The organism is Francisella sp. SYW-2, assembly GCF_008711475.1.
Classification (GTDB): Bacteria; Pseudomonadota; Gammaproteobacteria; order Francisellales; family Francisellaceae; genus Francisella; species Francisella salimarina.
The window spans coordinates 23,905-50,321 of the sequence record NZ_VXKO01000012.1 but is presented as its reverse complement, the minus strand read 5'-3'; the positions used below and the strand labels follow the sequence as shown (position 1 = coordinate 50,321).

Here is a 26,417-nt window from a genome sequence, read left to right as displayed (position 1 = left end):
TGTGCCAATTGAATATTTCAGATAGACTTCCTCTTAGCTGATTAAAGTACTTTTTCATCTTTCGCAAATAATGAATATATAAGGCTTTAATCAGTCCTTTCAATATTTTTTATCGTGTACAGAGAGCGATATCATTTAGATATTGATTCAAAGCACCTTTCGAGTGCCCAAATTCCTTTTTACCATTAATTAATAATATTTTTTTCATATATTTTGCCAATAATAACTAGATAATAGCCAAGTTAATCAATTGGCTTCCTTGACAGACAGCACCAGTATTATGAATACTAATTACAACACCACCATAAGGTAGAATTAAGTCTTTCTTTTGCATGGTAGATGTCTGAATATATTGACCAATTACATCTCCAGCTTTGAATATATCACCTGGCTTTATAAACCATTCATATAATCCACCTTCAATTGCTTTTAGGTGTTTATAGTTAGCTCCATAGACATGATGTCTAATATCAGTATTCAATAAATTTGTATCAAAAGGTGAATCGATAATATCTTTGAATTTCAGGTAATTAAGAATGCCCTGAGTTTGCATTTTAGCATTAGCGAAATTTATATACTCTTCAGAGCCTAATTCAAGTGTATAACCCTCTTTTAGTACTTTTTCATCTCTACCCTGCTTTTTAAACTCTTGAGATAAATGCCACCATGGACAAAATGTAGCTTCATCAAGAGCACCACCAGCTTTATCATTATCTATAATCAACATATCCTTATAGCCAAATTTTTCTGCTGTATATCTTGCAAAATCTGCAGTGTATAAATAAGTAGTAGCATCTGTATCAGTATGTAAATCAAGGACATAATCTGCCTTTTGGGCTTCTCTTTGGACTAGAAGATTTAATCTTTTAGCTCTAGATAGCTCCCACTCATTTGCTAGTTCTTTATCTAATTCTTGCTGTAAAAGATTTTCAAAAGCTTGCTTATACTCCGCTGTAGTAGAGTTGATATGTTCTTTGACAAATGCTGAGTAATCAATAGATGGGTAGAAATAGTATCTATTAAAGTTATCTCCTGTTGCAGAATCAAATCTACCTTGGTGCCCTGCTCCTATAAATACATCTTTACCGATAGGATTACATTGAGGGATTAGATAAACATCGCCTTTTGGCTGATGTTTTTTGAAATACTCAAGAAGCTCAACTATTACAGCATTTCCCTGTAATTCTGAAGCGTGCATACTTGCTTGCATATATACACTTGGTGCTGATGAATCAGAACCTTTGATAGTTATTTTTTCTACATGAATATCTTCACCTGTCGATGATTGACTTACTTTGATTTTTTGTTTGGAAATATAGTTAGACATAATGCTAATTCAATTTTTTATGATTACGTAATTATAGCAATATAAAACTTGTACTATAAGAATATTTACTATCAAAAACATTTATTGACTCAATAAGTATTTACTATTACACCACTAGTTCTAAAATGCTAAAATGACTCAATAAATATTAAAACTTAGTAATAATCTGATGATAAAAGTAATGACATTCAATGCTAATGGTATACGCGCAGCTGCTCGTAAAGGATTTTGGGAATGGTTTGTAGCTCAAGATATTGATTTTTTGTGTATACAAGAAACAAAAGCCCAATTTCATCAGATAGAAAAAGATGAACAGCATTTCCCAGATGGTTATTACTATGATTTTAAAGATGCAGTTAAAAAAGGCTACAGTGGTACAGCTATTTACGCTAAGAAAAAGCCTCTAAAGGTAATCAAAGAGCTTGGCTTAGATTGGGCAGATGATGAAGGCAGATATATTCAATTTGACTATGAAAACTTTAGTATTGCAAGTTTATATCTACCAAGTGGTTCTAGTGGAGATGTTCGCCAAGAGTATAAAATGCAGTTTCTTGAAAAATACAAAGAAATACTAAAAGAACAAGCAGAATCTGGTAGAGATTTTATAGTTTGTGGTGATTTTAATATTGTGCATAAAGAAATCGATATCAAAAACTGGAAATCTAATTATGGCAAGACATCTGGGGTATTACCAGAAGAACAAGCTTGGTTAGATCATATTTTTGATGATCTAGGTTGGGTTGATACTTTCCGAGTGATTAATCATGAGCCATTACAATACACTTGGTGGTCAAATCGTGGACAAGCGCGTGCAAATAATGTCGGCTGGAGAATTGATTATCATATTTCAACGTCTGCTCTAAAAGATAAAGTTGTACCAGATTCTGATTATGTTTACAAAGAGAATTGGTTCTCAGATCATGCTCCGCTAACTATTAGTTATGATTATGAGGTTTAATCTATCAAGGAGCTCTCAAAATGCTTAATAGAACTGTTTTAATTACAGGTGCCACAAAAGGAATTGGATTAGCTACAAGCTTATATTTAAATAATCAAGGGTGGCAAGTTATTGGAATAGCGAGATCATATATTGATAATTTTCCAGGAGAGTTGTTTTTATGTGACTTGGCTAATGAAGAACAAACTGCCTCTACACTCATTCAAATAAATGAGATTCACGGATGTCCGGATGCAATTATTAATAATGTTGGAATAGCTATTCCAGAACCATTTGGAAAAATTTCTATTTCAGCACTTAATGACGTCTATAATTTAAATGTTAGAAGTGCTGTACAAGTATCACAGTTTTTTATTGAAAAAATGAAATTAAAAGAACAATGCAAAATTGTTAATATTGCAAGTAGAGCTATCTTTGGAGTTAAAAATCGTACAAGTTATTCCGCTGCAAAATCTGCTTTAGTTGGATGTACTAAAACCTGGGCTCTAGAGCTTGCTAAGTATGGGATATGTGTAAATGCTATAGCTCCGGGTCCAGTAGATACTGAATTATTTAGAAAAACTAGACCTATTGGTAGTAGTGAAGAAAAAGAAGTTTTAGATTCTATTCCTATGATGCGCATAGGGAAGCCTGAAGAAATAGCTGCAACAATAGCTTTCTTATTATCAAATGAAGCATCTTTTATCACAGGACAAGTTATTTGTGTTGACGGTGGTGGAAGTTTATAACAATGTACTATATTTATATATTCTCAGGTTTGCCAGGAGTAGGCAAAACAACTTTAGCTAAGCAACTAGCTCAGGCTCTGACTAATGTAGCCTACTTCAGAGTAGATACTGTTGAGTACTATCTCAAAAAAGCATATTCGCAAGAGCTAAATAAACAAGGCTATGAAATAGTTTATTATCAAGCTAAGGAAAACCTTGAGCTTGGTAAAAATGTAATTATTGACTGTTGTAACCCTATCTTGGAGTCTCGAGAATTATGGAACTCATTATCACAGATAAATAATACAAAAGTTGTAAATATAGAATTTATCTGTAGTGATAAACAGATTCATCAAAATAGAATAGAAACTAGATATAAATCAAACCCTAATAAGTACCCTACTTGGCAAGATGTTGTAAATAGAGATTATCAATCATGGAAAGAAGACATTATTAGAATCGATACCGCAAAAACTGATATTATAGGATCGTTTAATATACTTATAAATCAACTCGAGGAATATTAATGAAACATAAATTATTTTATAAGTTATTTATTTTATTTGCATTTCTATTTATCACACTAGATAGCTTTGCAGAGAGTTTCAAACAGTATAATGTTTATCTAATCCCAGATACTACAGCTGATAAATATGTTAAAGAATTTGATGATTCTTTAGCTAAAACAAATGTACTAGAAAAATACAAGACTACTCCGTTTATCAAAAATCATCCAGTACATTTGACATTGTATTTAACAAGTTTTCAAAGCAAATATCTTCATAATATTGAGAGTCAGTTAGCTGATCTTGCTAAGAATACAAAATCATTTTTTATAATAGCTACTGGTTTTAGTGCTGGTAAAAGTGGCTTTGTAATGCTCGATATCAAAAATTCTCAATCATTACAGCAATTATCAAACTCTGCAATAAGTAACTTAGCAAAGTACAGAGATAAAGACTATCCTGCCCCAAGTTGGGTTAAATTCTATCCGAGTAAATTAGCATCTTTTGAAAAATATGGTTCACCAAATGCTTTTGCGGAATTTAATCCTCATATAAGTATATTAGCTGCTAATTTACAAACAGATCAAGAAAGAGATAGCTTTGACAAAGATTTTAATGCGATTATCAAAGATACGAAACTAGAACCAATTAGCTTTAAGATTAAAGCAATCGGTTTTGGTGAAGTAGATGAAAATGGACAAGTAACTAAAACTCTACATATTTACAAACTAAATAAGTAAAATTGTATTCATAAAATAAATAGTAAGGAAATAGAATGAGTAATAATCATTTTGATGTAATAAGTTTAGGTGGTGGTTCTGGTGGTATAGCATCTGCTGTACAGGCTGCTAAGTTTGGTAAAAAAGTTGCAATTATCGAAAAACGTGAACTCGGTGGTACATGTGTAAATAGAGGTTGTGTACCTAAAAAAGCTATGTGGTATGGAGCTAATCTAGCAGAAGCTTTAAAACACGATGTCGCAGGCTATGGTTTTGACGTTGAAGTTAAAGGATTTAATTGGGCAAAGCTCAAAGAAAAAAGAGCTACATATATAGGTAATATTCATGGTTTCTATGACAGACTATTAGATAAATGGAACATTACTCATTTTAATAATTGGGGTAAGTTTAAAGATAATAAGACTATCATTCTAGATGATGGTACAGAACTGACAGCAGATCATATCTTTATTTCTCCAGGTGCTTACCCTATTGTGCCAAAAAATATCGAAGGTTCTGAACTTGGTATCACATCTGATGAGTTTTTTGAATTAGAAGAAACTCCAAAAAAAGCTGTAATCGTTGGTGGTGGCTACATAGGTGTTGAGATCGCTGGAGTGCTAAATGCTCACGGTACAGATACAACTGTTATGGTGCGTAGAGATAAGCCATTGATGGAGTTTGATAATTGTATTAGTGATGCTCTGGTTGAATGTATGCAAATGACAAACCTAAATATCATGAATCATACAAATATCATTAAGGTTGAAAAAGCTGGTAGTACTCTAAAAATTACTACTGATACAGGTAAGGTTTTAGAAAATGTTGATACTCTAATATGGGCAACTGGACGCGCGCCAAATACTCATAATTTAGGTATAGAAAACACCGATATAGAAATTACTGATAAAGGTATAATTCCTGCTAATGAATGGTCTGAAACAAATGTTAAAGGGGTGTACTCTTTAGGTGATGCTTCAGGCGTGCCACAACTTACACCTGTAGCTATCAAAACAGGTAGATATCTAGCTCGTAGATTATTTAATGGTGAAACTAATCTAAAAGCTAATCTAGAATATATCCCAACTGTGATTTTCTCGCACCCTGCTATTGGTACTGTAGGATTAACTGAAAAAGAAGCTAGAGATAAATATGGTGATGATAATGTGAAAGTATACAAATCTCGCTTTACAGCTCTATATTGTGCTATCTCTGGTCATAGAATGCCAACCGTTATGAAGCTTGTTGTAACAGGTGATAATGAAAGAGTTGTTGGATGTCATATGATTGGTATAAATGTTGATGAGATGCTACAAGGATTTGCAGTAGCTATCAATATGGGCGCTACAAAGCGTGACTTTGATGATACTATAGCTATCCACCCTACTAGCTCAGAAGAGCTTGTAACTATGTAAGGAAATCTTATGATATTGACTACAGCTGATACTCTTGGTAAAAGAGAAATTATAGAACACAAAGGTCTAGTTACAGGGATAATTGTGCGAACTCCAACTATAACTCAAGGAATACTAGGTGGACTAAAAAATATAATAGGTGGCAAAAATACCTCTTATACTAATGTCTGTAAAGAAGCTAGATTACATGCTGAGCAAGAGATGATAAATCAAGCTCAAGAGTTAGGTGCTAATGCTATACTATACGATATGATTCAAGCAGTTTAGGTGGAACTACTAGTGGTACAGAAGTTTTTTGTTATGGGACTGCAGTAATTGTTAGATAGTTGATATTAAACGTATATTAATACATATTGAATAAAAATATAATCCTCCCTGTTATTTATCATTGTTTTTACAGCTTAAATACTCTATGATGAATTTTTGGCCTTTTTAAAAAGGTTATTTTGTATTGTTCAAAATAGGAGAATAATTGTGACTATTAGTGATGTAAATCATTCAAAAAAAAGTAATCTTACCCCTTTCTGGGTATTGTGGACATTAGAGTTATGGGAGAGATTTGGTTATTATGGTCTGCAAGCTATATTAGCCATATACTTTGCTAAAAAATTAGGCTTCAGTGAATCTGAGGCAATGTTGATTTTTGGTTCATTTTCGGCACTATTATATGGTGGTCCATTAATTGGTGGTTGGATTGGTGATAACTATTTGGGTGCTAAGCGTACGATATTTATCGGAGCAGGAATTTTATTTTTATCTTACCTATCTCTTAGTTTTAGTGCGGTTATAGCAGATTCATTCGGTAGTACAGAAAAAACTGTCGTAATGTACTCATTAGCAGGTGTTGCTATCGGTGGAGGTCTATTTAAAGCTAATCCTACTTCTTTAATTTCAAAATTATTTGAAAAAGGTGACCCAGCTCTAGATGGTGCTATGACTTTATACTATATGGCTGTTAATATTGGTTCATTTGTATCTATGCTTATAACTCCTATATTGGCTGCAAAGTATGGCTATTTACATGCTTTTTTATGCTCGGCATTTGGTATGTTTCTTGGTTTGATTAGTTATACTGTTTTCTATCCGAAAATCCAAAGAATTGCTACAGAAGCTGGTAAGCAAAAAATGTCTTGGATGAAAGTCTTAGTAGTGATTATAGGAGCTTGTATAGCTATATTTATTACAGGTAATATTTTAGAAGATACTACTTTATGTACTAGTATAGTGGTTGTAATTGCAGTATTAGCATTAATATACTTCTTTATGCAAATGTTCAAACAATCTGACCATGAAAGAAAAAGAATGTTAGTAGCTCTAATATTGATTGTTCAGGGAATTATCTTCTTTGTACTATATCAACAAATGCCTACTTCACTTAATTTCTTTGCAGTTAATAATGTTGATCCTCACTTCTTAGGTATGACTGTTCATGGTGAGCAATGGCAGGTACTTAATCCATTAGTAATTGTACTAATGTCACCTTTATTATCTGTAATATATAAGAAGATACCTGGTACGCATGTAACAAAATTCTGCTTTGGTATGACACTATGTGCTATGGCATTTTTAGTACTATACTTCCCACAGTTTACAGCTACTGATGGTATTGTATCTGGATGGTGGTTAGTTGCTAGCTATTTCTTCCAATCTACTGGCGAGCTTTTAATCTCAGCATTAGGCTTATCTATGGTTGCTGAGCTATTCCCACGCAAAATGAGTGGTTTTGCTCTAGGAATGTGGGCTCTAACAACAATGGTTGCTGGTCCAATTGGTGGTTATGTAGGTGCTTTGACAGCTCCAGAAGCAGGTACTGTATTTACAAAAGTAGAAGGTCTAGCAGTCTATGGACATGTATTTTTAACTATAGGAATATTTGTAGCAGTAATCGCAGCTATTATGTGGATTGCTCGCGGATGGTTAAACTCTATCATTGAAAGTACGAGAGTACATTTCGTATCTGAGAACACTCATGGAATGCATGAAGAGAATGCTGTATTACCTACAAAATAATTAATCTTGAGCCTTTGGCTTTCTGACACTTTTATTCTGATGAATTTTTTGTTTTATCTTTTTTGCAAAATCTTTATTATGATTTGAGCTTTTCTTTTGATTAGTGTTTTTATTATTTTTATTAGCTCTTTTGGCTGCTATTATTTTGACTTCATCAATTTTTTTAGCCTTAGTTTTACGTGACATACTTGTAATAGGTACATTATGAGTAGCCTCAAAACCTTCTAACTCTTCTCGTGGTAACAGATGCCCAATTAAATGTTCTATATTTGATAGTGATTCAACTTCATCTGCGCTTACTAAAGAAATAGCTAGACCATCTTGCCCTGCTCTACCAGTTCTGCCTATTCTATGAACATAATCTTCAGCCACATTTGGTAGATCAAGATTGATCACACATGGTAGTTGGGCAATATCAATTCCACGTGCTGCAATATCGGTTGCAACTAAGACGTTTATATCTTTGGATTTAAAATCTGCTAATGCCTTTGTTCTAGCTGTTTGGCTTTTATTACCATGTATTGCACTACTTGTTATACTAGCTTTATTTAGTTTCTCTGATATCTTATTAGCGCCATGCTTTGTACGCGAAAAAACCAAAACCTGATGTAGATCTTGATCTTTTATTAGTGAAATCAGAGCATTAATCTTAGTTGATTTATCTAGTGTATAAATTTTCTGCGTAATCTTTTTGACTGTTGTATTTACAACATCTGCTGATACTGATTGAGGATTATCAAGAAACTCACTTGCAAGATTTTTTATCTCTGGTGAAAATGTAGCTGAGAACATTAATGTTTGTAATTTTTTTGGTAAAAGCTTATGGATTCTTTTTAAATCATTAATAAAACCCATATCTAACATTCTGTCTGCTTCGTCTAAAACAAATGTATTTAAACTATCAAATTTAAGAGCATTTTGACTATATAAATCAAGTAACCTACCTGGAGTCGCTATCAAAATCTCAACTCCTTTGCGTAACTTCATCATTTGAGGATTGATACTAACACCACCAAAAACCACTGCTGAACGAATATGAGTATTCGCTGCATATATTTGAATTTGTTCTTGTATTTGTGCTGCCAACTCTCTTGTTGGAGTTAGGATTAGAGTTTTGATTCGATTTGCTTGAGCTTTTGGTTGATCAAGAAGTCTTTGGATAATCGGTAATGTGAAGCCTGCTGTCTTGCCTGTTCCTGTTTGGGCAGATGCCATGACATCATTACCTATTAGAACTAATGGAATCGCTTTGGCCTGAATTGGAGTTGGTTTTGTATAGCCTTTTTTTTCTAAAGCGCTACATATCAAAGGATTTAAACCTAAATCTGAGAATTGCATGAATTTTTTATTTCCGGTATTTTTTAGCATAGCTATATTAACACTAATAGCCTCTATTTACTCTATAAAGATGAGTTATTAAATAATATAATACCTAAAGCCCATTTAATTAAATTGAAAGCTAATAAAACATGAATGATAAATACTGTTCTAAGCTAGGTAGAGATGTACAACAACATCTCATAAAATTAGGTCTAGAACAAGCTAGAAATTTTGAACTTGATAACGATGCTAAAATTGCTAAGATCTCAAAAGCATATCGTGAAATATTAGATGCTCTAGGCTTACAGACACATGAATTTGAAAAAACACCTTTTAGAGTAGCTAGGATGTTTACTCAAGAAATATTCAATGGCTTAGATTATGCTAATTTTCCAGCTTGTGCATTATATGAGAATGAATTCAAATATGAAGGAATACTTACACAAAAAAACATAACTATAATGTCATTTTGTGAGCATCATTTTGTGCCATTTGAAGGTATTGCTGAAGTTTCATTTATTCCTAAAAATAATAATATTATAGGCTTATGTCGTATCAATAGTATTTGCAACTTTTTTTCAAGACGTCCACAAATACAAGAAAGAATGACTGCTCAAATATTTGAAGCTCTAAAATTCATCCTCTCAACAGATGATGTAAGTGTAAAGATAAAAGCAAAACATACCTGTGTATCATTTAGAGGTACAAATAATCAAAACTCTGAAACATATACCGAAATGCTTGGTGGTATTTTTGCTAAAAAAGAATGATTCTAAAATGAGTAGTTTATTAGATATTGGATTTTTATTTTTTATTATCCTAATAATTGTTTGTATATTTGCAACAGGCTACCTTAGATATTTTGTTATCATTGTAACAATTATCTACTATCTTGTGGGTAATGGCCTTATTGGTAATATCTTGGCTAAACCTATTAGATTAGAATCTACAGATATTAAACAATGTGCGAATACCAAAGCTATAATATTATTAGGGGCTGGTATTAATCAAGCATTTGATAAATTAGAACCTAGCCTCAGTGCTTATGATCGTATTCTTAAGACTGCTGAAGTCTATAACCGATATCCTCAAGATATCATAATAAGTGGTGGCTCTCCATCTGGTTATAAGTTATCAGAAGCTGAAGTTTATGCTGATATTCTCTATAAGTTAGGAATTCCTAAATCAAAAATAAGATTAGAAAAACAATCTAAAAACACTTACGAGAATGCTCAATTTACCAAAAAGATTTTAAGCGATCACAATAATACATATTGCTTAATTACAGGAGGTATTCACTATCAAAGAGCTAAGTTAATCTTTGATAGCTTTAATATAAATACAATAAACATAGCTTCATCTAAAGTAACTCCTGAAATAGGTCTTCTACCTAGTGCATATAATTTTTATATAACGCAGGCTATAGTCCATGAGTATTTGGGAATAGCTAAATTTTACTTAAAAAGATATTTTTAGTTTATTAAAAGATTGAGCCGAGATTGAAGAAAGATTTTAAAACTATATAATGGTATAAATGTTATAATTTTATATTGTGGAATAATATGTTCAAAGAAATGTTATTGAAAGTCGCAATTATATTCGGTCTCACGATTGGTATGCTTTTTTTGCTTTTAGATACATCTGATGCTCATGCAGTTAGCAATCCACCTATTTTAGAGATAGTCTCTTTTAAAACATCAGAAGATACATCTACTAAACAAGTACTCGATTTGTCTAGTAAAGTGACACAAGAGCTAAAAGGATATCAGGGTTTTATAAAAAGGACTCTAACGCAAAATACTGTTAATCCAAATCAATGGGTTGATATCATTGAGTGGAAATCAATAGATGATGCTCATGCTGCTATGAATCAAGCTCTTAAAAATAAAGATGTAGAAGCATTTCTTAAACTAATGAAGAATGGCTCTAAAGTTTATCAAACTAAATCAGAATATTTAAGTATACAGTCTCAGGCATCTTAAGATCTAGAAAGTAAATTACTTTCCTAGATAGGAGAATAACTAGAATGGTTAAACACCTAAAATATTTAATAATTATCATCATATTTATTAGCAGTTATGGATATAGCCAAACAATTAATATTGCTGCTGCGCAGATGCTAATCAAACAACAGTCTTTTGATGAGTTTGCCAAAGATATGAATAGACTAACTAAGCAAGCTAAAGACCAAGGAGCTGAAATTGTAGTTTTTCCTGAAGATAACACGGTAAACTTAATTGATGGTTTACCATGGGGCAAGGATAGTATTATTAAACTTAGTGAATACTATAGTAAAACTAAAAATTTGGTTACCGACTTAGCTAAAAAATACCAGATGATTGTTATAGGTGGAACTATTGCCAAAAATAATGATGGTAAAATATCCAATACTGTTTTGGTAGGTTTGCCCAACGGGCAAGTAATAGAAAATGATAAAATTTATCTAACTCCAGAAGAAAGAAATGTTGGCTATAATAAGTTTGGTAAAAATATACTAGTACTAGATTATAAAGGCACTAAAATTGCTGTTGTAATATGTTATACAAGTGAATTTCCGAATGTCTCTGAACAACTCTCAAAAGTTAAGCCAGATATTATAATCGCACCATCTTACACCAATGATTTGTATGGTTTAAATAGAGTTCATACTGCAATGAAAATGCTATCTATCCAAAATTTTGCATACGGTATAGTAGTTGGTATGGCTTCAGGCTTAGATAAACAAAATACCCAAGGAGTTGATGGTGTAAGTCAAATAATTTTTACATCTCCTCAGAATAAAGCTTTTAAACTCAATCATTTAAATATGGGTAATTTCAATAAAGAAGATGTAGTTGTCGAAAAACTAGATATTACAAAATTACACCAAGCTCGTAAAAATTATGATGCATTCCCTAATGCTGATATTAAATATAATCCAACACTATCGACTAAATTAGTATCTATAGCTCAATAGAAAGATTTTATTAGAATAACTTAAGTTTTAAGCTATAATTTCTACACAGATTTAAATTTAAAAGTTAACTATGAAATATACTAAACTTGGTAAAACTGATATTGATGTTAGTAGAATATGTCTTGGTACTATGACTTGGGGACGTCAAAATACTCAAGATGAAGGCTTTGAGCAGATGGATTATGCTCTTGCTCAAGGTATTAACTTTTGGGATACAGCAGAAATGTATGCAATCCCTCCTACTGCTAAGACTTATGGCAAAACTGAAGAAATAATCGGTAACTGGTTTAAAACAAGGCAGAAACGAAATGATGTAGTATTAGCGACTAAGTTTTCGCCTATGACATGGGCTAGAAATGAGCAAAATCCTATTACTGATAAGACAAACATCATTGATGCTGTAAATAATAGTCTAAAGCGCCTACAAACCGATTACATAGATTTATATCAATTCCATTGGCCGACAAATAGACCTCACTATCATTTTGGCAATTGGTGGGATTTTGAACCTTTAGTAGGTCAACAAAATAAACAGCGTATAATTGATAATATCTATGAAATTTTAGTTACTTGCGATGAGTTAGTTAAAGCTGGAAAGATTAGACATATTGGGCTGTCAAATGATTCAGCTTGGGGGATAAATCAATTTATTAACTTAGCAGAAAAACATAATCTACCACGTCTTGCAAGTATTCAGCATGAATATAATCTGAATCGCCGTAGAGATGAAACGGATATTATGGAGACATGTGCTCTTGAAGAGATATCATATCTTGCATGGTCACCACTTGAACAAGGAGTTTTAACCGGTAAATATCGCAATGGTGCTCGCCCTGCTGGTACTAGAATGTCTGCTGAAATTCTAGATGGACAAGAAGATCGCTATGCTTTTAGATTTGCTACTAATGATGATGCTGTCACTGAATATATCAAAGTCGCTGAAAAACATAATCTTGATATATGTCAAATGGCTATAGCTTTTACAATTAGAAAAGCCTATATGAGTTGTAGCATAATTGGTGCTACATCTATGGAACAACTAAAAACAAATATTGAATCTATTAATCTAACTCTCTCTGATGAGGTTTTAGCTGATATTGAAAAAGTTAGAAGAAAATATCCTGTTCCATTTTAGAAAAAAATACAAATCAAATTTTGGCTATTATTTGTTATAATTTTTACAGTTTCAAATAATTAAAGATAAATATGAAATATACAAAACTAGGTAAAACTAATATTGATATAAGTAGAATCTGCCTTGGAACTATGACTTGGGGGGCACAAAATACTCAAGATCAAGGTTTTGAACAAATGGATTATGCTCTTTCTCAAGGAGTTAATTTTTGGGATACTGCTGAGCTATATGCTGTTCCGCCAACACCTGATACTTATGGTAAGACAGAAGAAATAATTGGTAACTGGTTTGCTTCTAGACAAAAAAGACAGGATGTTATATTAGCTACGAAATTCTCGCCTATTCCTTGGGCTAGAAATGAGGAAAATCCTCAGATAAATCGTGAAAATATTATTTCAGCTGTTGATAATAGTCTTAGAAGATTAAAGACAGACTATATCGATTTATATCAATTTCACTGGACTGTAAATCGACCGAACTATCATTTTGCAGATTGGTGGTCATTTGAACCAGCTCAGGGGGCTAATGCTAAACAACAAATACAAGATAATATTCTTGAAACACTTAAAGCATGTGATGAGTTAATCAAAGCTGGAAAGATTAGACATATTGGATTATCAAATGATTCAGCTTGGGGTCTAAATCAGTTTATTAACTTAGCCGAAGAACATAATCTACCAAGAATAGTTAGTTTACAAAATGAGTATAACTTACTTAGAAGAAGAGATGAAACTGATGTAATGGAGACTTGTGCTATTGAAGATATATCTTATCTAGCATGGTCACCACTACAAATGGGAATTTTAAGTGGTAAGTACTTAGATGGTAATATCCCCGCTGGAAGTAGAATGTCTGATGAGGTTATGGGATCACCTGAGCAGAAAGCTCGATTTGCAACTAGACAGAATGCTACAGTTGACTTGGCTGTTAAAGAATATTTAGAAATCGCTAAGAAATATAATTTAGATGTTTGCCAAATGGCGATAGCTTTCACAATTAGAAAAGAATATATGAGCTCTAGTATAATTGGGGCAACTACTATGCAACAACTAAAGACTAATATTGATGCTATAAATCTTGAGTTGTCAGCTGAAGTACTAGCAGATATCGAAAAAGTTAGAAGAAAATATCCAACACCATTCTAATACAGGTTCAAAACATTGTCCAAAAAAATCTTCCTAATCTTAATATGGTTAAGTGCAGTAGCATTTTATATGTATACTCGCATGATAAATACTTCACTTTCAGCATTTTCTATACCATTGATAAATCAATATGGATTTTCTAGTATTGACATTGCTTTTGCTATATCAATATACAGCATCGCAATGCTAATTATGAAAATACCTGTTGGAGTTATAGTTGATAGATATGGTATTGATATCCCTGTAATGATTGCGATGACAATAGTTCTAGTTGGAACTATAATTTTTGCGTTTCCTACTAACTCAACGACTCTACTGACTTCACGATTTATTATAGGTGTCGGTACAGCTTTTGCTATGATGAGTGCTTATAGACTAACAAGTATTATTCTTAGTAAGCGTCTATTTGCAATTGCAACAGGTTTTATTTATTTCTTTGGCTCGTTGGCAGTTTCTATTTCAGGAGCTCCGCTAAATTATGCTGTTAAACAATACAGCTATACTTACATAGTTTTGACATTAGCAGGTATTATGCTTGTTATATTGATGCTCTACTCTATTAGCAGATTTAAATATGGTAGGATTCCTAGAAGCGATGATATCAAATCATTTAGTGATTATTTTGCTGGTATTAAAGATATTTTCAAAGATAGACAAATAATTTTTACGATACTTTATGCTAGTCTTTTTACCTGTGTATTTTTCAACACTATTGGCTATTGGGGAAATACTATCTTATTAAATACTAAGCTAGCTAGCCAACAAGCTGGTTTAATAGGCAATAGCATTGCATCACTGGCTTCTGGTATTGCTTCAATCGTTGTTGGTCTAATTATTGCTACTCAATTTCTCAAAAGAAGTCATATTTTTATTTTTACATCACTAGCTAGTATTTCAGTTATTATGATCTTTTATACCAACATCAGTAATATTTATATACTTAGTTTGGCTGCATTGTTTTTTGGTATTGGTTTTGGTTTTACAGGTATAGTTTTTGATACTGCAAATAAACGTAAGCAAAGTTATCTTGTCAGCATATTGTCACTACTTTTTTTAGTTGAATATGTCTTAAATAGTATTATTAATCCATTAGCTGCCTATATTCAAAAAGCTTTAGTAGGCCTTGGTTTTGCTACTTTTTTGAGTTATAAAATAGCTTATAGTTTATTCTTGGGATTATTGATTATTGCTAATATTTTAAGCTTTTATATAAAACCTCAAAAAATATAATCAAAGAGCTAAAAAATTCTTTAAAGTTAATAAACCGTATTCGGTCAAATATGCTTCTGGATGATATTGAACACCAAAAATATTTGCATTTTGATGAGCAAAAGACATAATTTCACCACTATCGGTTGAGGCTAAAGTAATCAAAGGCTCTTTAATATCATTAACAATTAAAGAATGATAACGTGTTACAGCAAATTTCAGTGGATGATCTTTATATAATGCTGATGATTGAAGCTGTTTAATCTCTGAGAGTTTACCATGGTATATTTGTTTAGCTTTTATAATTTTTGCACCATAATATTGAGCAATAAGCTGATGACCTAAACATATTCCTAACAAAGGTAATTTTTTTTGCTGACAATACTCAATGATTGGATAGATATTTTTAAGCTCATCTGGATGACCTGGTCCTGGGCCAATAATAATATGTGAATATTGCTCAATATTATCAATTTGCTCATCAGTTTTTACCATTGATACTTGATAGCCAAGATAAGTTATATAATCAACAATCGTACTACTAAATGAATCATAATGATCGATATATAAGACCATTTCAAATCTCCAGATACGCTGGTATTAAGCCTCTGACACTATTGATAAGATATACTTTATCAGCAGTTTTTAGATCATCAAAACTTAGGCTTTTGGATTGCAGTTTGCCTTGAGAAATTAAAGATTTCCTTGCAACACCGGCTAAGACACCATCTTCTAATTTTGGCGTGTAAAGTTTATCATTTTTCTCAATAACTATATTGTGAAACCTAGTTTCAGTAATATTATCTTTTTCATTTAAATAGATAAGCTCACAATTATCTTCATGAATGTATTTGTGATGCATTTGAGTATAAAAGCCTCGTGTCGAACTATGTGTAGTTTTGTGCTGAAATAATTTATTCGCTGAATTTATTTTCTCAGGGCAGATTTTTAGTTTAATAGTTTGTTGATCTGTAGTATTAATTTCAGTATGCTCGATATTTATAGACTTATCATAATGATATTCTAGTCGGATTTTATATTCTTTATCATCAGTTAATTGCTCTACATAGTCATATAGTTGATCTCTAATCTTGCAAATATCGATATCAAAAAATAACTGTCTAGCAGAGTCCTCAAGCCTATCAAAATGTAACTCTAAATTTCTAAATTTATTATGGTAATAAATACTCTCAATTAAGCAAAAATCTGGTTGGTAAATTTGGCGTACAAAGTTTATCTTGGTATTCATTTCTTGCCATTCTGACTGTGCATCTGAATAAACAGTAATACCACCACCTACACCAATCTGTAAGTTATCACGATATTTTTGAATAGTCCGAATAGCAACATTAAAACACATATCATTATTTGGCATAATATAGCCAATGCTTCCGGTATAAACTCCCCTTTTATCTCTCTCTATTTGTTTGATTAGTTCCATAGTTCGTTTTTTAGGAGCTCCTGTAATTGAACCACATGGAAATAAGCCATCTAAAAGCTTTCGAAAAGATATCTGTTTATCTACTTTTGCTGAGATTTGTGAAGTCATTTGTAGTAGATTTTTGTATTTTTCTATTGAGAAAAGTTTATCTACTTTTACAGTATGAGTTTTTGCAATAGCAGATAAATCATTACGCAAAAGATCAACAATTATTAAGTTCTCTGCCCTATTCTTATCACATGATGATAATTCTTGATATATCTTTTGATCTTCTGAATCATTACCTGTCAACTTTGCTGTGCCTTTCATTGGGTTAACAAGTAAATTATTAGCTTCTTTTTTAAAAAAAAGTTCAGGCGAAATTGATATTATATCTGGTGTTAAAAATGGTAAATATGCAGCATATTTAACTGATTGTTGTTGTTTGAGTCTACTATATAACTCATAGCTAGTGAGCTTTGTAGTAGCTAGGATATTTTTAGTTAAATTAATCTGATAGCTCTCACCATTGATAAGTGCTTGTTGAACTTCATCAAAGCTTTTTTGATAATCTGCAAAATTAAGACTATCTATCATCAGATCTATATTTTTATCTGAAACTATATTCTTGGGGACTTCATTTGAATAATTACTAAAAGCGACAAAATGAAGTAATTTACCATCATCAAAATCGCATAAATCATAAAGATTATTATTAAGATAATAACTAGCTTCATAACTTAAATACCCAACTAGATATGAGCCTTGTTGCTGCAGTTCTTCCAATTGCCCAAAAGCTAACTCAAGTGACTCTTTATCGTTAGCTATAACCTCTGCAACCGGATTGTAAAAATAGTAACTTTGCTTATTCGTTAAAGTATCTTCAAGAACCGCAAATTGTGGTAATTGGGTATTACTCATGATTAATCATTTCTTTTAGTTTTTTTCTATCAGTTTTGCCAGTTGTAGTAGTTGGAATTTCATCAATATAAATAATTCCATCTAATTTTTTGTATTCAGCTATGTAATTACCTAGCTTATTATTTATAAACTCTAATGAGTATTGTTCAGATGCCACCAAATATGCCCAGACAGTTTCTCCCCATATTTTATCTTTTTTAGATGTAACTATGCAATTATCTATATTTGGTATTTTCAAAATCGCTGCTTCTAATTCAATTGGAGATATATTTGAGCCACCTTTTATAATTATATCCTTATAACGCCCATAAAAACTAAGCTCATGGCTTTGAGCATCGAAACTACCTATATCTCCTGTTTCTAACCACTCAGTTTGGATATTTAGAGGTAGCATATTATTTTTGATGAAGATTTTACCATAGTCACTATTTTCAAATTTAACTATTTTTACTTGAGTATCTGCAAAAACTTTAACTTTATTAACTGTATTGGCAGATATATTTTGACCATATCCAAAAACCTCTGTCATACCTAAACCATTTAGCAATGGTATACCAAGTTTATTTTCAACTTGATTTGCTAAACTTTCGCTAACTATATCACCAGCAACACTTAGATAGCATAAATTATTGTTACTATAAATATTTTGCTCTAACAAAAAATGATACATTGTTGGTAACAGTGCTAAAGCAGTTACATTATTTTGGTTAATAATCTCTGCTATTAATCTTGCATCAAATTCACTGATAATTGTTATATTTAATCCAATAGCTAATGCTGGTAAGATTTGATAAGAAAAAGCAAAAGCGTGATTTATTGATAATGCTACTAATAAGTGATCATTTTGTTTAAGACCTAAATCATTAATTCTATAATTAGCATATTTGATTATTTGATTAATATCATGAAAATGCTTTTGATAAAACCCTGTTGTCCCAGAACTTACATGCGCTGTTAGAGATCTAGCATAAATCGAATAATCTTGCGTATATTCAAGACTTTCAAAAAACGATGTCGGATTTTCTATATACAATTTATTTACTTCAAGACTAGATATTTTATCTGTAATAAATAAACTATCATCTTCAATTATCGCTGCTAGCTCATTATCAACTAATCTTGGATTGATTGGCACAAAAATATCTATATCTGCTATCCAACTAGCTATATATAAGCTTATAGATAATGGCGAATTTTTTAGATTAGAATATATTTTTTTAGAACCTGATGACTCTAAAAATCTACCTAAACTATATGATTTTTGCAAAATTTCATAATAGCTATATTTAGCATTATCAAAATATATATAAGTATCTTTACCATATTTTTCTATATTTGCTAAAAAATCTCTAAGTTGATACATATTTGCGGGCAATAAGTTATATAAGCATTTGCCAATATGATATATTAAATAACAAAATTTACTCTAATTTATCTAACAAAATGAAACAATCTCTATTTTTATCTAATATGGAAATATATGTAAGTCTTGGCTGTTCTGAAGAGGAAAGATCTCACAAACAAATGATAACTCTAGACTTAGAACTTGAGTTTAGCCAAAACTATAGCGCAAGCAATTCTGATAATCTTGAAGAAACTATTTGCTATTATACTCTGAGAAATAACATTCAACACTTTTGTGATAACGTTAGCTGTAATCTTATAGAGTACTTAGCTAAGCAAATTTATCTGTTTATTGGAGAAAAACATAGAGATATAACAATCAAATACTTGAAACTTAACAAAAAGCCCCCAGTTTCACAGATAGGTTCTGCTTCTTTTATTATTAGGAATTAATGTGCAATATATTATAGGGATTGGAACAAATATTGGTTTCACTATCGAGAATATTCATCTTGCGTTAGATGCTCTAGCATCATACCAGAACATAAGAATTATTAGAAAAGCTAGCTTATATAGTAGTAAAGCATTACTCAAAGAAAATGCCCCAAAAGAATGGGATATTACATTTTTAAATACCGCTGTAAAAATTAGCACCTCTCTCAAACCTCAAGATTTGTTGATAGTTTTAAAAGATATAGAAGAAAAAATTGGTAGAGATCTAGATGCTCCAATTTGGTCTCCTAGGCTTATTGATTTAGATATACTATCAGCTGAGGATTTAGTAGTAGATGCAGCTAAACTTACAATTCCTCACAAAGAATTAATAAACCGTAGCTTTGCTCTAGCTCCATTACTAGAACTATCCAAAGGTTGGCACCATCCAAAATATGTTGAATGGAATCTAAGCCTAAGACTAAAAGAGCTAGAACCAATTGAAAAACTTAATCAAACACTATCAAATACAATGCGCATGGGTATAGTTAACTTATCAGATCAGTCTTTTTCAGACGGAGATTTTGATGATACTCAGCGTAAATCAAATTTTATTGAGCTAATAAATAATGGTGCTGAAATTATTGATATTGGTGCTGAATCAACCAAGCCTAATGCTACTACTACTAGTGTAGATGAAGAGTTTAATAAATTAGATGAGTTCTTAGAATACCTTAAAGAACAACTTAATGATTTGAATTATAAATCTCTTATAAGTATTGATACACGTAGATTTGAAGTCATGAGTAAAATCTTAGAAAAACATCATGATATCATTTGGATGATAAATGATGTTGAATGTAATGATATTGATAAAAAAGCTCAACTTATAGCTAAATATAAAAAGAAATATGTAATAACTCATAATTTAGGTATCACAGATAGAAACCAATATTTAGATAAAGAAGATGCTATAGATAAAGTATGTGAATTTATTGAAAACAAAAAACAAATTCTCCTAAACCATGGTGTAGAGCAACAAAATATATACTTTGATGTAGGCTTTGGTTTTGGTAAAAAAGCAGATACTGCAAAATACTTACTAGAAAATATTGTTAATATAAAACAAAAACTAAATCTAAAAGCACTAGTTGGACATTCACGTAAACCATCTGTATTAGGTATTCCTAAAGATAATCACATCAGTACTTTAGATAGTGCTACAAGAGAACTTTCAAGAAAATTAGAAAAACTCAATATTGATATTATAAGAGTACATAAAATTTAGTAAGGAAAAATTATGCCATACCATCCAGCATTAGAGTCACTATTAGATACTCCTGAAATAAGAAGAATAAAAAAATTAGATTTAAGAGATCAGCGTAAGATATTTGCAGATCTTTCAATAGCACAAATCAAGCGCCTACCTCGCCCTGATATTATCGAAGAAGATATTAAGTTAGAAAATGATACTATATTAAGGCATTATAAACCTAAAAAAGCATCTGATAAAGCTGTACTTTTTATTCATGGTGGTGGTTGGTGTTTGAGCTCTATAGATACTTATGATCACGTATGTAGATACTTATGTGATCAAGGTAATTTAAATATTTTCTCATTAGAGTATGGCTTAGGTCCTGAAGATAAGTATCCAGCTGCTGTTAATCATGCGCTATATGCTTATGACTGGCTTTATGAAAATATTACTAAGTTTAATTTATCTACTGAAAATATCTTTGTAATGGGAGATAGTGCTGGTGGAAATCTTGTAACTATAATATGCCATGAACGTCAAGAAAATATGCCAAAAGCACAAATTTTGGTTTATCCTGCTGTCGATATGTATACTAAATATGACAGCAATACTAAATTTGATGAGTATAAATATCATCTCACTACCGAATGGTCAGAACTATTTCTAAAAGCATATATAGGCGAAGATATTATGTCAGAGCCTAAAAAGCTTAGACAACCAAGAATCTCTCCACTATTTTATAAAGATACAAAGCAGCCTGATACACTAATTGTAGCGGCTACTCATGATATCCTTATAGATGGTATCTATGCTTATGAAGAAAAGCTAAAACAACAAGGTACTGATGTTGAAACTCACTATGATGATGAAATGTATCATGGTTTTATGGGGGGACTTGGTGTAGTTCCATTTAAAAATCCTAAAATAGCTTTAGATAAAGTAATTGAGTTTATAAATAAACGATAGATATTGGTTAGATATATGATTCCAATTTTTAAAACTGATAAAAAATCTGGTGAGAAATCAGAAGAACTTATTAGAAAATTTAATGACTTACCTGCTTTTGTTGCAACTGGTGGTGAGATAGTTTTTGTCTCAAATGACTTTTTGGAAGTACATCTAAGATTTAATTTGACAGATAACACTAAAAACTATCATGGTACTGGTTTTGGTGGAGCTATATACTCATCACTGGATCCAATTTATCCATTACAGTTATGTAATATTCTTGGTGATGATTATGTGGTTTGGGATTTATCAGCTAATATAGATTATCTTAGACCAATTACACATCATGTTTATGCAAGATTTCTACTATCACAAGAGATTATAAATAAAATAAAGCAAGATGTCGTAGCTAAGAATAAATCTGTAATTAGTTTACCAGTCTGCTATGAAGATACTGATAATAATATTTATGCTGAAGCAACCAAAACTATATATATTGCCGATCGAGAGTATTTCAATAATCGTAAAAAGTAGTTTAACTAAATGTATTTAATATAGATTGTCTTGTTGCGTTCTTTAACAACTCAATTTCTTGTTGTGTACTATTTAGTGGTGGTAGCCAGTAGATAGTATTTCCTAGTGGTCGTAATAATGCGCCTAATTTTATAGCTTCTCTATAAACATCTAAGCCAGCTCTTTTTTTATCAATATTTAAATCTGCTGCAATAATTGCTCCAATACCTCTGATATTTTTTATAATCGGTAATTGCTCTTGTAGCTCAAGAAAAGATTCACTAAATTGTTTTTCAAGATCTTTAACATTGTTAAGTATATATTCTTCTTCAAATATATCCAATACTGCATTTGCTACTACAGCTCCTAAAACATTACCACTATGAGTATGTGAATGTAAAAAAGCTTTAGTTAACTCATCATCATAAAACATCTCATAATACTGATTTTTTGTCAAAACAATACTAAAAGGTATAATCCCAGAGGTTAATCCTTTTGATACACACAAAAAATCAGGCTTAATATCAAGATATTCATAAGCAAAAAATTTACCCAATCGCCCTACTCCTGTCATTATCTCATCAAAAATAATATAAACATCATTTTCCTTACACCACCTACAAAGTCTATTTAAATAATCTTTACTATAAATCAACATACCTCCTGCACCTTGACAGATCGGCTCTACTATTAAAGCATTAATAAATTCTTTGTGTTGTTCAAGATATTGTTGCGATTTATTCCAATACCCTTCAGCATCTGACCATAGTGGATCACTTTTGCCACTAACATATGGAATATTTTTTAACTTAAAACTATCAAACAATAATGGTTTATATGGATCAGAATATAAACCACAATCACTAACACTCATAGTTGCCAATGTCTCACCATGATATGAGTTTTCAAGACAAATAAACTTAGTTTTTTTAGTTTGATTTTGAAAGCTTCTAAGGTGTGTCGTCATTTTTAGAGCTATCTCTACAGCACAAGATCCATCACTTGCGTATAAAGTTTTATCCATACCTGTCAAATTACAAATTCTTTGACTAAACCTATCTATTTCATCATTTGTAGTATTTGCAAATATTGTATGCTCATATTTATCTAGTTGTGTCTTAAGCTCATCTATTATGTATGGATGTCTATGTCCAAGAGATTTACACCACCAGCTTGATGTAACATCAAAAAGCTTTCTATTATCTTTAGTGTAGATATATCTCCCTTCAGTTCTATAAACATTCATAGGTGGTGATTTTTCAAAGTCTTTCATTTGCGTGCATGGATGCCATATGTTTGAGCTATACATATTGTAAACCTTTTGTGAAATATTAAGTTGACATAAATTGTACACAAGATATAAAATACTTTACAACTTTAAAACAATTTTTTATAAAAAATGACATTGGAACAAATCAAAGAAATTTACTCAAGACCATTAACAGAATTAATTTTACAAGCCTTAGAAATTCACAATAAAAACTTTGGTAATGATATTGAGTTATGCTCACTAAAAAGTATCAAAACTGGTACTTGCCCAGAAGACTGTAAATATTGTCCTCAAAGTGGCCATTACAATACTAGTATCGAAAAGCATAAACTATTAGATAAAGATAGTATATTGGCAGAAGCAAAAAATGCGAAAGATGCTGGATCGAAAAGATTCTGTATGGGTGCTGCTTGGAAGCACATTCCCAAAAAAGACTTTGATCAAGTAGCTGAGATTATTACTGAAGTCAAAAATCTTGGCTTAGAAACATGTGTGACTCTCGGAAGTATTAATGCTGATGAAGCAACTAAGCTAAAGCAAGCAGGACTGGATTACTACAATCATAATCTTGATACTTCAAGAGAATTTTATCCTGAAATAATTACCACACGCAAATTTGAAGAAAGAATTGAAACTATAAGAAACGTTGCTAACGCCGATATAAATGTCTGTTGTGGTGGTATATTAGGTATGGGCGAATCTCTAGATGATAGATTTAATTTATTACTTGAGCTATTACAATTACCCGCTGCTCCAAAAAGTATTCCTATCAATACATTAATACCAGTTAAAGGAACTCCTCTAGGAGATAAGTATACAGATGCTCAAATTGATAGTTTTGAATTAATAAGATTTATAGCGACTACAAGAATACTATTTCCTCAAGCACGCTTGAGATTATCAGCAGGTAGAGAGAATATGTCTTTAGAGACTCAGACTCTATGTTTTCTTGCTGGCATTAACTCAATATTTTATGGTAATAAATTATTAACAGAGAATAATGCTACTGTTAATTCTGATAATTTTTTATTAGCTAAGCTTGGTTTGGAATCAAATGTCGAATTATGTTAAACCTACAAGACAAATATACTCAATATCAAAAGGATAATTTATTAAGAGAGTTAACTCCTTTTGTAAAGGATGATTCTACTATTGATTTTACAACTAGCGATTATTTAGATCTATCATCAGCACACAATCTTAAAGATGCCATAGTAACTGGTTTTGATAAGTATGGTTTTGGAAGTAAGGGATCTAATATAGTCTGTGGTTACACCGATGAGACACAGCAATTTGAATATGAGTTTGCAAAATTTGTTAACTACCCTAGAGCTATATTTTTTAGTTCAGGGTTTATGGCAAATTTAGCAATTTATTCAACACTATTTAGTAAGCATGATAGTATCTTTGCAGATAAGTATATCCATGCGTCTATTATTGATGGAATCAAACTTTCACAAGCTAAACTAAAAAGATATAAACATCAACAATTTGGTCACCTTCAAGATATATATGATGGCAGAAGCTTCACTACTACAGAAGGAGTCTTTAGTACCTCAGGTTCAATTACTCAACTTGATAAGCTTGCTAAAATCACACCAGAAAAGCTTATAGTTGATGAGGCTCATAGTTTTGGGATTTTAGGTAAAAATGGTCGTGGTGCGATCAACAGCTTTCAAATAAGTTATAAAAATTGTCCTATCTGTATTTTTCCTCTTGGTAAAGCATTTGGTGGAGTCGGTGCTGTAGTTTGTACTACAGAAGCAATTGCAGAATACCTAATACAATTTGCGCGTAACTATATCTATACAACAGCATTACCACCAATGATATTAAAAGCTGCTTTGATACAACTAAAAAATCTTGAAAAGGCTAATGATAATCGAGCAAAACTTCAACAAAATATCATTTTTTTTAATGAACTATGTCATGATAAAGATCTTGAACTAGTGTCTAAAGATTTATCACCTATTAGAAGTATCCAACTAAATGATGCTAATCTAGCGATTAGATTAAAGGATAAGCTCTTTGAAAATAAAATAATAGTGTCTTGCTTTAGATATCCTACAGTACCTAAAGATCAAGCTATATTGAGATTTTCACTGCATAATAATAATACCTTTGACCAAATTCATCAGGCTTTAGAAATTATCTCAAAAGAGGTCAAATATGAACATATATGATCAAGTTAAAAGTAACTTTGCAAAAGCTACAGATTACTCTAAAAACTCAACTATCCAAAATCAAGTACGCCAATTACTTTTAGAGCAAACACTAAACTATTCAAGACTAGTCAGCTACAATCATACTAATAATATTCTAAATTTAGGAGTACGCGACTTATCAGAGCCATTAGAACTTAATAGGATATTTTCAGCAAAGCAAATAGATGCCTGCGATATTGCTTTAACAAAAAACTCAAAATATACAAATATAAAAACACTAAAACTTAATTTTGATACAGATTTACGTCTGCTTAAAAATAGCTATGATTTAATATTTTCAAATATGTCATTTCAATGGAGTCAAGACATAGAAATATTAATTAAAAATCTAGCAAAAAAATTAAATAATCGTGCAATTTTAGCCTTTAGCACTGTTTTGGATAACAATTTTCATCAAGTAAAAGACATACTAAGAATAAATAAAATGCACAGTAGTTCTAGCATTTTAGAATTTATCAGAAAATCTGACTTAAATTGTCTACATCATGAAGATTTATATTTAGATATTAAATTCAATAACTTTAAAGAACTAACAAATCATCTAAAATCTACGGGAGTTAATACTTATACAGGAAGCAATAATAAACCTAGCTTTTCAAATATCAAAAAGTTTCTTACAAATACTGACCGTATAAACCTTAGTTATCATATTGGTTTATTTATATGTTTTAAGGAATAGTTT

The 26,417-nt window shown here is 31.3% G+C and carries 26 protein-coding genes and 2 pseudogenes; 21 read left to right on the top strand and 7 right to left on the bottom strand.

What is annotated here, in order from left to right:
* Positions 1-124: 124 nt before the first annotated feature.
* Together F3D57_RS05465 and F3D57_RS05460 are read right to left on the bottom strand one after the other, a co-directional pair.
* Positions 125-208, bottom strand: a pseudogene (locus tag F3D57_RS05465) (NADPH quinone reductase MdaB); the annotation flags it as partial.
* An 18-nt stretch (positions 209-226) separates the two neighbouring features.
* Positions 227-1,327 (bottom strand): succinylglutamate desuccinylase/aspartoacylase family protein, encoded by a 1,101-nt coding sequence (locus tag F3D57_RS05460; RefSeq protein ID WP_150465494.1) that lies wholly within the window; start codon positions 1,325-1,327, stop codon positions 227-229.
* Between the two features lie 169 nt (positions 1,328-1,496).
* Between F3D57_RS05460 and F3D57_RS05455 the strand changes: the two genes are divergently transcribed.
* The 7 genes and pseudogenes from F3D57_RS05455 to F3D57_RS05425 all read left to right on the top strand — a co-directional run bounded on the left by F3D57_RS05455 (position 1,497) and on the right by F3D57_RS05425 (position 7,642).
* Complete coding sequence (locus F3D57_RS05455) at positions 1,497-2,285, top strand: exodeoxyribonuclease III (RefSeq protein WP_150465493.1); 789 nt, start codon at positions 1,497-1,499, stop codon at positions 2,283-2,285.
* Between the two features lie 20 nt (positions 2,286-2,305).
* A complete protein-coding gene (locus tag F3D57_RS05450; RefSeq protein WP_146421400.1) occupies positions 2,306-3,013 on the top strand; it encodes an SDR family oxidoreductase in 708 nt (235 codons plus the stop codon).
* Between the two features lie 2 nt (positions 3,014-3,015).
* Entirely contained in the window at positions 3,016-3,519 is a 504-nt protein-coding gene (locus tag F3D57_RS05445) for an AAA family ATPase (RefSeq protein ID WP_150465492.1), read from the top strand.
* On the top strand, positions 3,519-4,238 hold the full coding sequence (locus F3D57_RS05440) for a 2'-5' RNA ligase family protein (protein ID WP_150465491.1): 720 nt from the start codon (positions 3,519-3,521) through the stop codon (positions 4,236-4,238). The genes F3D57_RS05445 and F3D57_RS05440 overlap by 1 nt, the downstream gene beginning before the upstream one ends.
* Before the next feature lie 35 nt (positions 4,239-4,273).
* Positions 4,274-5,632, top strand: coding sequence for a glutathione-disulfide reductase (gene gorA / locus F3D57_RS05435; RefSeq protein ID WP_150465490.1), 1,359 nt, complete (start codon positions 4,274-4,276; stop codon positions 5,630-5,632).
* A 9-nt stretch (positions 5,633-5,641) separates the two neighbouring features.
* Positions 5,642-5,958, top strand: a pseudogene (locus F3D57_RS05430) (YbjQ family protein).
* Between the two features lie 148 nt (positions 5,959-6,106).
* Entirely contained in the window at positions 6,107-7,642 is a 1,536-nt protein-coding gene (locus tag F3D57_RS05425) for an oligopeptide:H+ symporter (protein ID WP_013923094.1), read from the top strand.
* Here the strand turns inward: F3D57_RS05425 and F3D57_RS05420 are convergent, their stop codons facing one another.
* Positions 7,643-8,980 (bottom strand): DEAD/DEAH box helicase, encoded by a 1,338-nt coding sequence (locus tag F3D57_RS05420; RefSeq protein ID WP_150465495.1) that lies wholly within the window; start codon positions 8,978-8,980, stop codon positions 7,643-7,645.
* A 131-nt stretch (positions 8,981-9,111) separates the two neighbouring features.
* Between F3D57_RS05420 and folE the strand changes: the two genes are divergently transcribed.
* The 7 genes from folE to F3D57_RS05385 all read left to right on the top strand — a co-directional run bounded on the left by folE (position 9,112) and on the right by F3D57_RS05385 (position 15,428).
* Positions 9,112-9,732: a GTP cyclohydrolase I FolE gene (gene folE, locus F3D57_RS05415; RefSeq protein ID WP_150465489.1), complete on the top strand. Its 621-nt coding sequence runs from the start codon at positions 9,112-9,114 to the stop codon at positions 9,730-9,732.
* A 7-nt stretch (positions 9,733-9,739) separates the two neighbouring features.
* Positions 9,740-10,438 (top strand): YdcF family protein, encoded by a 699-nt coding sequence (locus F3D57_RS05410; protein WP_150465488.1) that lies wholly within the window; start codon positions 9,740-9,742, stop codon positions 10,436-10,438.
* Positions 10,439-10,524: 86 nt separating this feature from the next.
* Positions 10,525-10,944 carry an antibiotic biosynthesis monooxygenase family protein gene (locus F3D57_RS05405; RefSeq protein WP_013923090.1) on the top strand — a complete coding sequence of 140 codons (420 nt, stop codon included), beginning with the start codon at positions 10,525-10,527 and terminating at the stop codon, positions 10,942-10,944.
* Positions 10,945-10,988: 44 nt separating this feature from the next.
* Positions 10,989-11,918: a nitrilase-related carbon-nitrogen hydrolase gene (locus tag F3D57_RS05400; protein ID WP_150465487.1), complete on the top strand. Its 930-nt coding sequence runs from the start codon at positions 10,989-10,991 to the stop codon at positions 11,916-11,918.
* Positions 11,919-11,988: 70 nt separating this feature from the next.
* On the top strand, positions 11,989-13,053 hold the full coding sequence (locus F3D57_RS05395) for an aldo/keto reductase (protein ID WP_150465486.1): 1,065 nt from the start codon (positions 11,989-11,991) through the stop codon (positions 13,051-13,053).
* Positions 13,054-13,124: 71 nt separating this feature from the next.
* Positions 13,125-14,198, top strand: coding sequence for an aldo/keto reductase (locus F3D57_RS05390; protein ID WP_150465485.1), 1,074 nt, complete (start codon positions 13,125-13,127; stop codon positions 14,196-14,198).
* Positions 14,199-14,213: 15 nt separating this feature from the next.
* Entirely contained in the window at positions 14,214-15,428 is a 1,215-nt protein-coding gene (locus F3D57_RS05385) for an MFS transporter (protein WP_224728155.1), read from the top strand.
* Here F3D57_RS05385 and F3D57_RS05380 read toward each other — a convergent pair whose 3' ends face one another.
* The 3 genes from F3D57_RS05380 to F3D57_RS05370 are packed head-to-tail and all read right to left on the bottom strand — an operon-like array spanning position 15,429 to position 19,111.
* Entirely contained in the window at positions 15,429-15,983 is a 555-nt protein-coding gene (locus F3D57_RS05380) for an anthranilate synthase component II (protein WP_150465483.1), read from the bottom strand.
* A 1-nt stretch (position 15,984) separates the two neighbouring features.
* Complete coding sequence (locus F3D57_RS05375; RefSeq protein WP_150465482.1) at positions 15,985-17,748, bottom strand: bifunctional chorismate-binding protein/class IV aminotransferase; 1,764 nt, start codon at positions 17,746-17,748, stop codon at positions 15,985-15,987.
* On the bottom strand, positions 17,741-19,111 hold the full coding sequence (locus F3D57_RS05370; RefSeq protein ID WP_150465481.1) for a class I adenylate-forming enzyme family protein: 1,371 nt from the start codon (positions 19,109-19,111) through the stop codon (positions 17,741-17,743). Before F3D57_RS05370 ends, F3D57_RS05375 begins: the two co-directional genes overlap by 8 nt.
* Positions 19,112-19,191: 80 nt before the next feature.
* Here F3D57_RS05370 and F3D57_RS05365 point away from each other — a divergent pair, with 80 nt between their 5' ends.
* The 4 genes from F3D57_RS05365 to F3D57_RS05350 are packed head-to-tail and all read left to right on the top strand — an operon-like array spanning position 19,192 to position 22,261.
* A complete protein-coding gene (locus tag F3D57_RS05365) occupies positions 19,192-19,545 on the top strand; it encodes a dihydroneopterin aldolase (protein ID WP_150465480.1) in 354 nt (117 codons plus the stop codon).
* 1 nt (position 19,546) lies between these two features.
* Positions 19,547-20,812 carry a dihydropteroate synthase gene (folP, locus tag F3D57_RS05360; protein ID WP_150465479.1) on the top strand — a complete coding sequence of 422 codons (1,266 nt, stop codon included), beginning with the start codon at positions 19,547-19,549 and terminating at the stop codon, positions 20,810-20,812.
* A 12-nt stretch (positions 20,813-20,824) separates the two neighbouring features.
* A complete protein-coding gene (bioJ, locus tag F3D57_RS05355) occupies positions 20,825-21,745 on the top strand; it encodes a pimeloyl-ACP methyl ester esterase BioJ (RefSeq protein ID WP_150465478.1) in 921 nt (306 codons plus the stop codon).
* Positions 21,746-21,760: 15 nt separating this feature from the next.
* Entirely contained in the window at positions 21,761-22,261 is a 501-nt protein-coding gene (locus F3D57_RS05350; protein ID WP_150465477.1) for a PaaI family thioesterase, read from the top strand.
* Between the two features lies 1 nt (position 22,262).
* Here the strand turns inward: F3D57_RS05350 and bioA are convergent, their stop codons facing one another.
* Positions 22,263-23,549, bottom strand: coding sequence for an adenosylmethionine--8-amino-7-oxononanoate transaminase (gene bioA / locus F3D57_RS05345; RefSeq protein WP_191092355.1), 1,287 nt, complete (start codon positions 23,547-23,549; stop codon positions 22,263-22,265).
* Positions 23,550-23,639: 90 nt separating this feature from the next.
* Between bioA and bioB the strand changes: the two genes are divergently transcribed.
* Genes bioB through F3D57_RS05330 form a run of 3 tightly spaced genes read left to right on the top strand, consistent with a single transcriptional unit; the run spans position 23,640 to position 26,414 of the window.
* Positions 23,640-24,581 (top strand): biotin synthase BioB, encoded by a 942-nt coding sequence (gene bioB, locus F3D57_RS05340; RefSeq protein WP_150465475.1) that lies wholly within the window; start codon positions 23,640-23,642, stop codon positions 24,579-24,581.
* Positions 24,575-25,693, top strand: a complete 1,119-nt coding sequence (locus F3D57_RS05335) for an aminotransferase class I/II-fold pyridoxal phosphate-dependent enzyme (protein WP_150465474.1) — start codon at positions 24,575-24,577, stop codon at positions 25,691-25,693. Before bioB ends, F3D57_RS05335 begins: the two co-directional genes overlap by 7 nt.
* Complete coding sequence (locus F3D57_RS05330; RefSeq protein WP_150465473.1) at positions 25,680-26,414, top strand: biotin synthase; 735 nt, start codon at positions 25,680-25,682, stop codon at positions 26,412-26,414. Before F3D57_RS05335 ends, F3D57_RS05330 begins: the two co-directional genes overlap by 14 nt.
* Positions 26,415-26,417 lie beyond the last annotated feature (3 nt).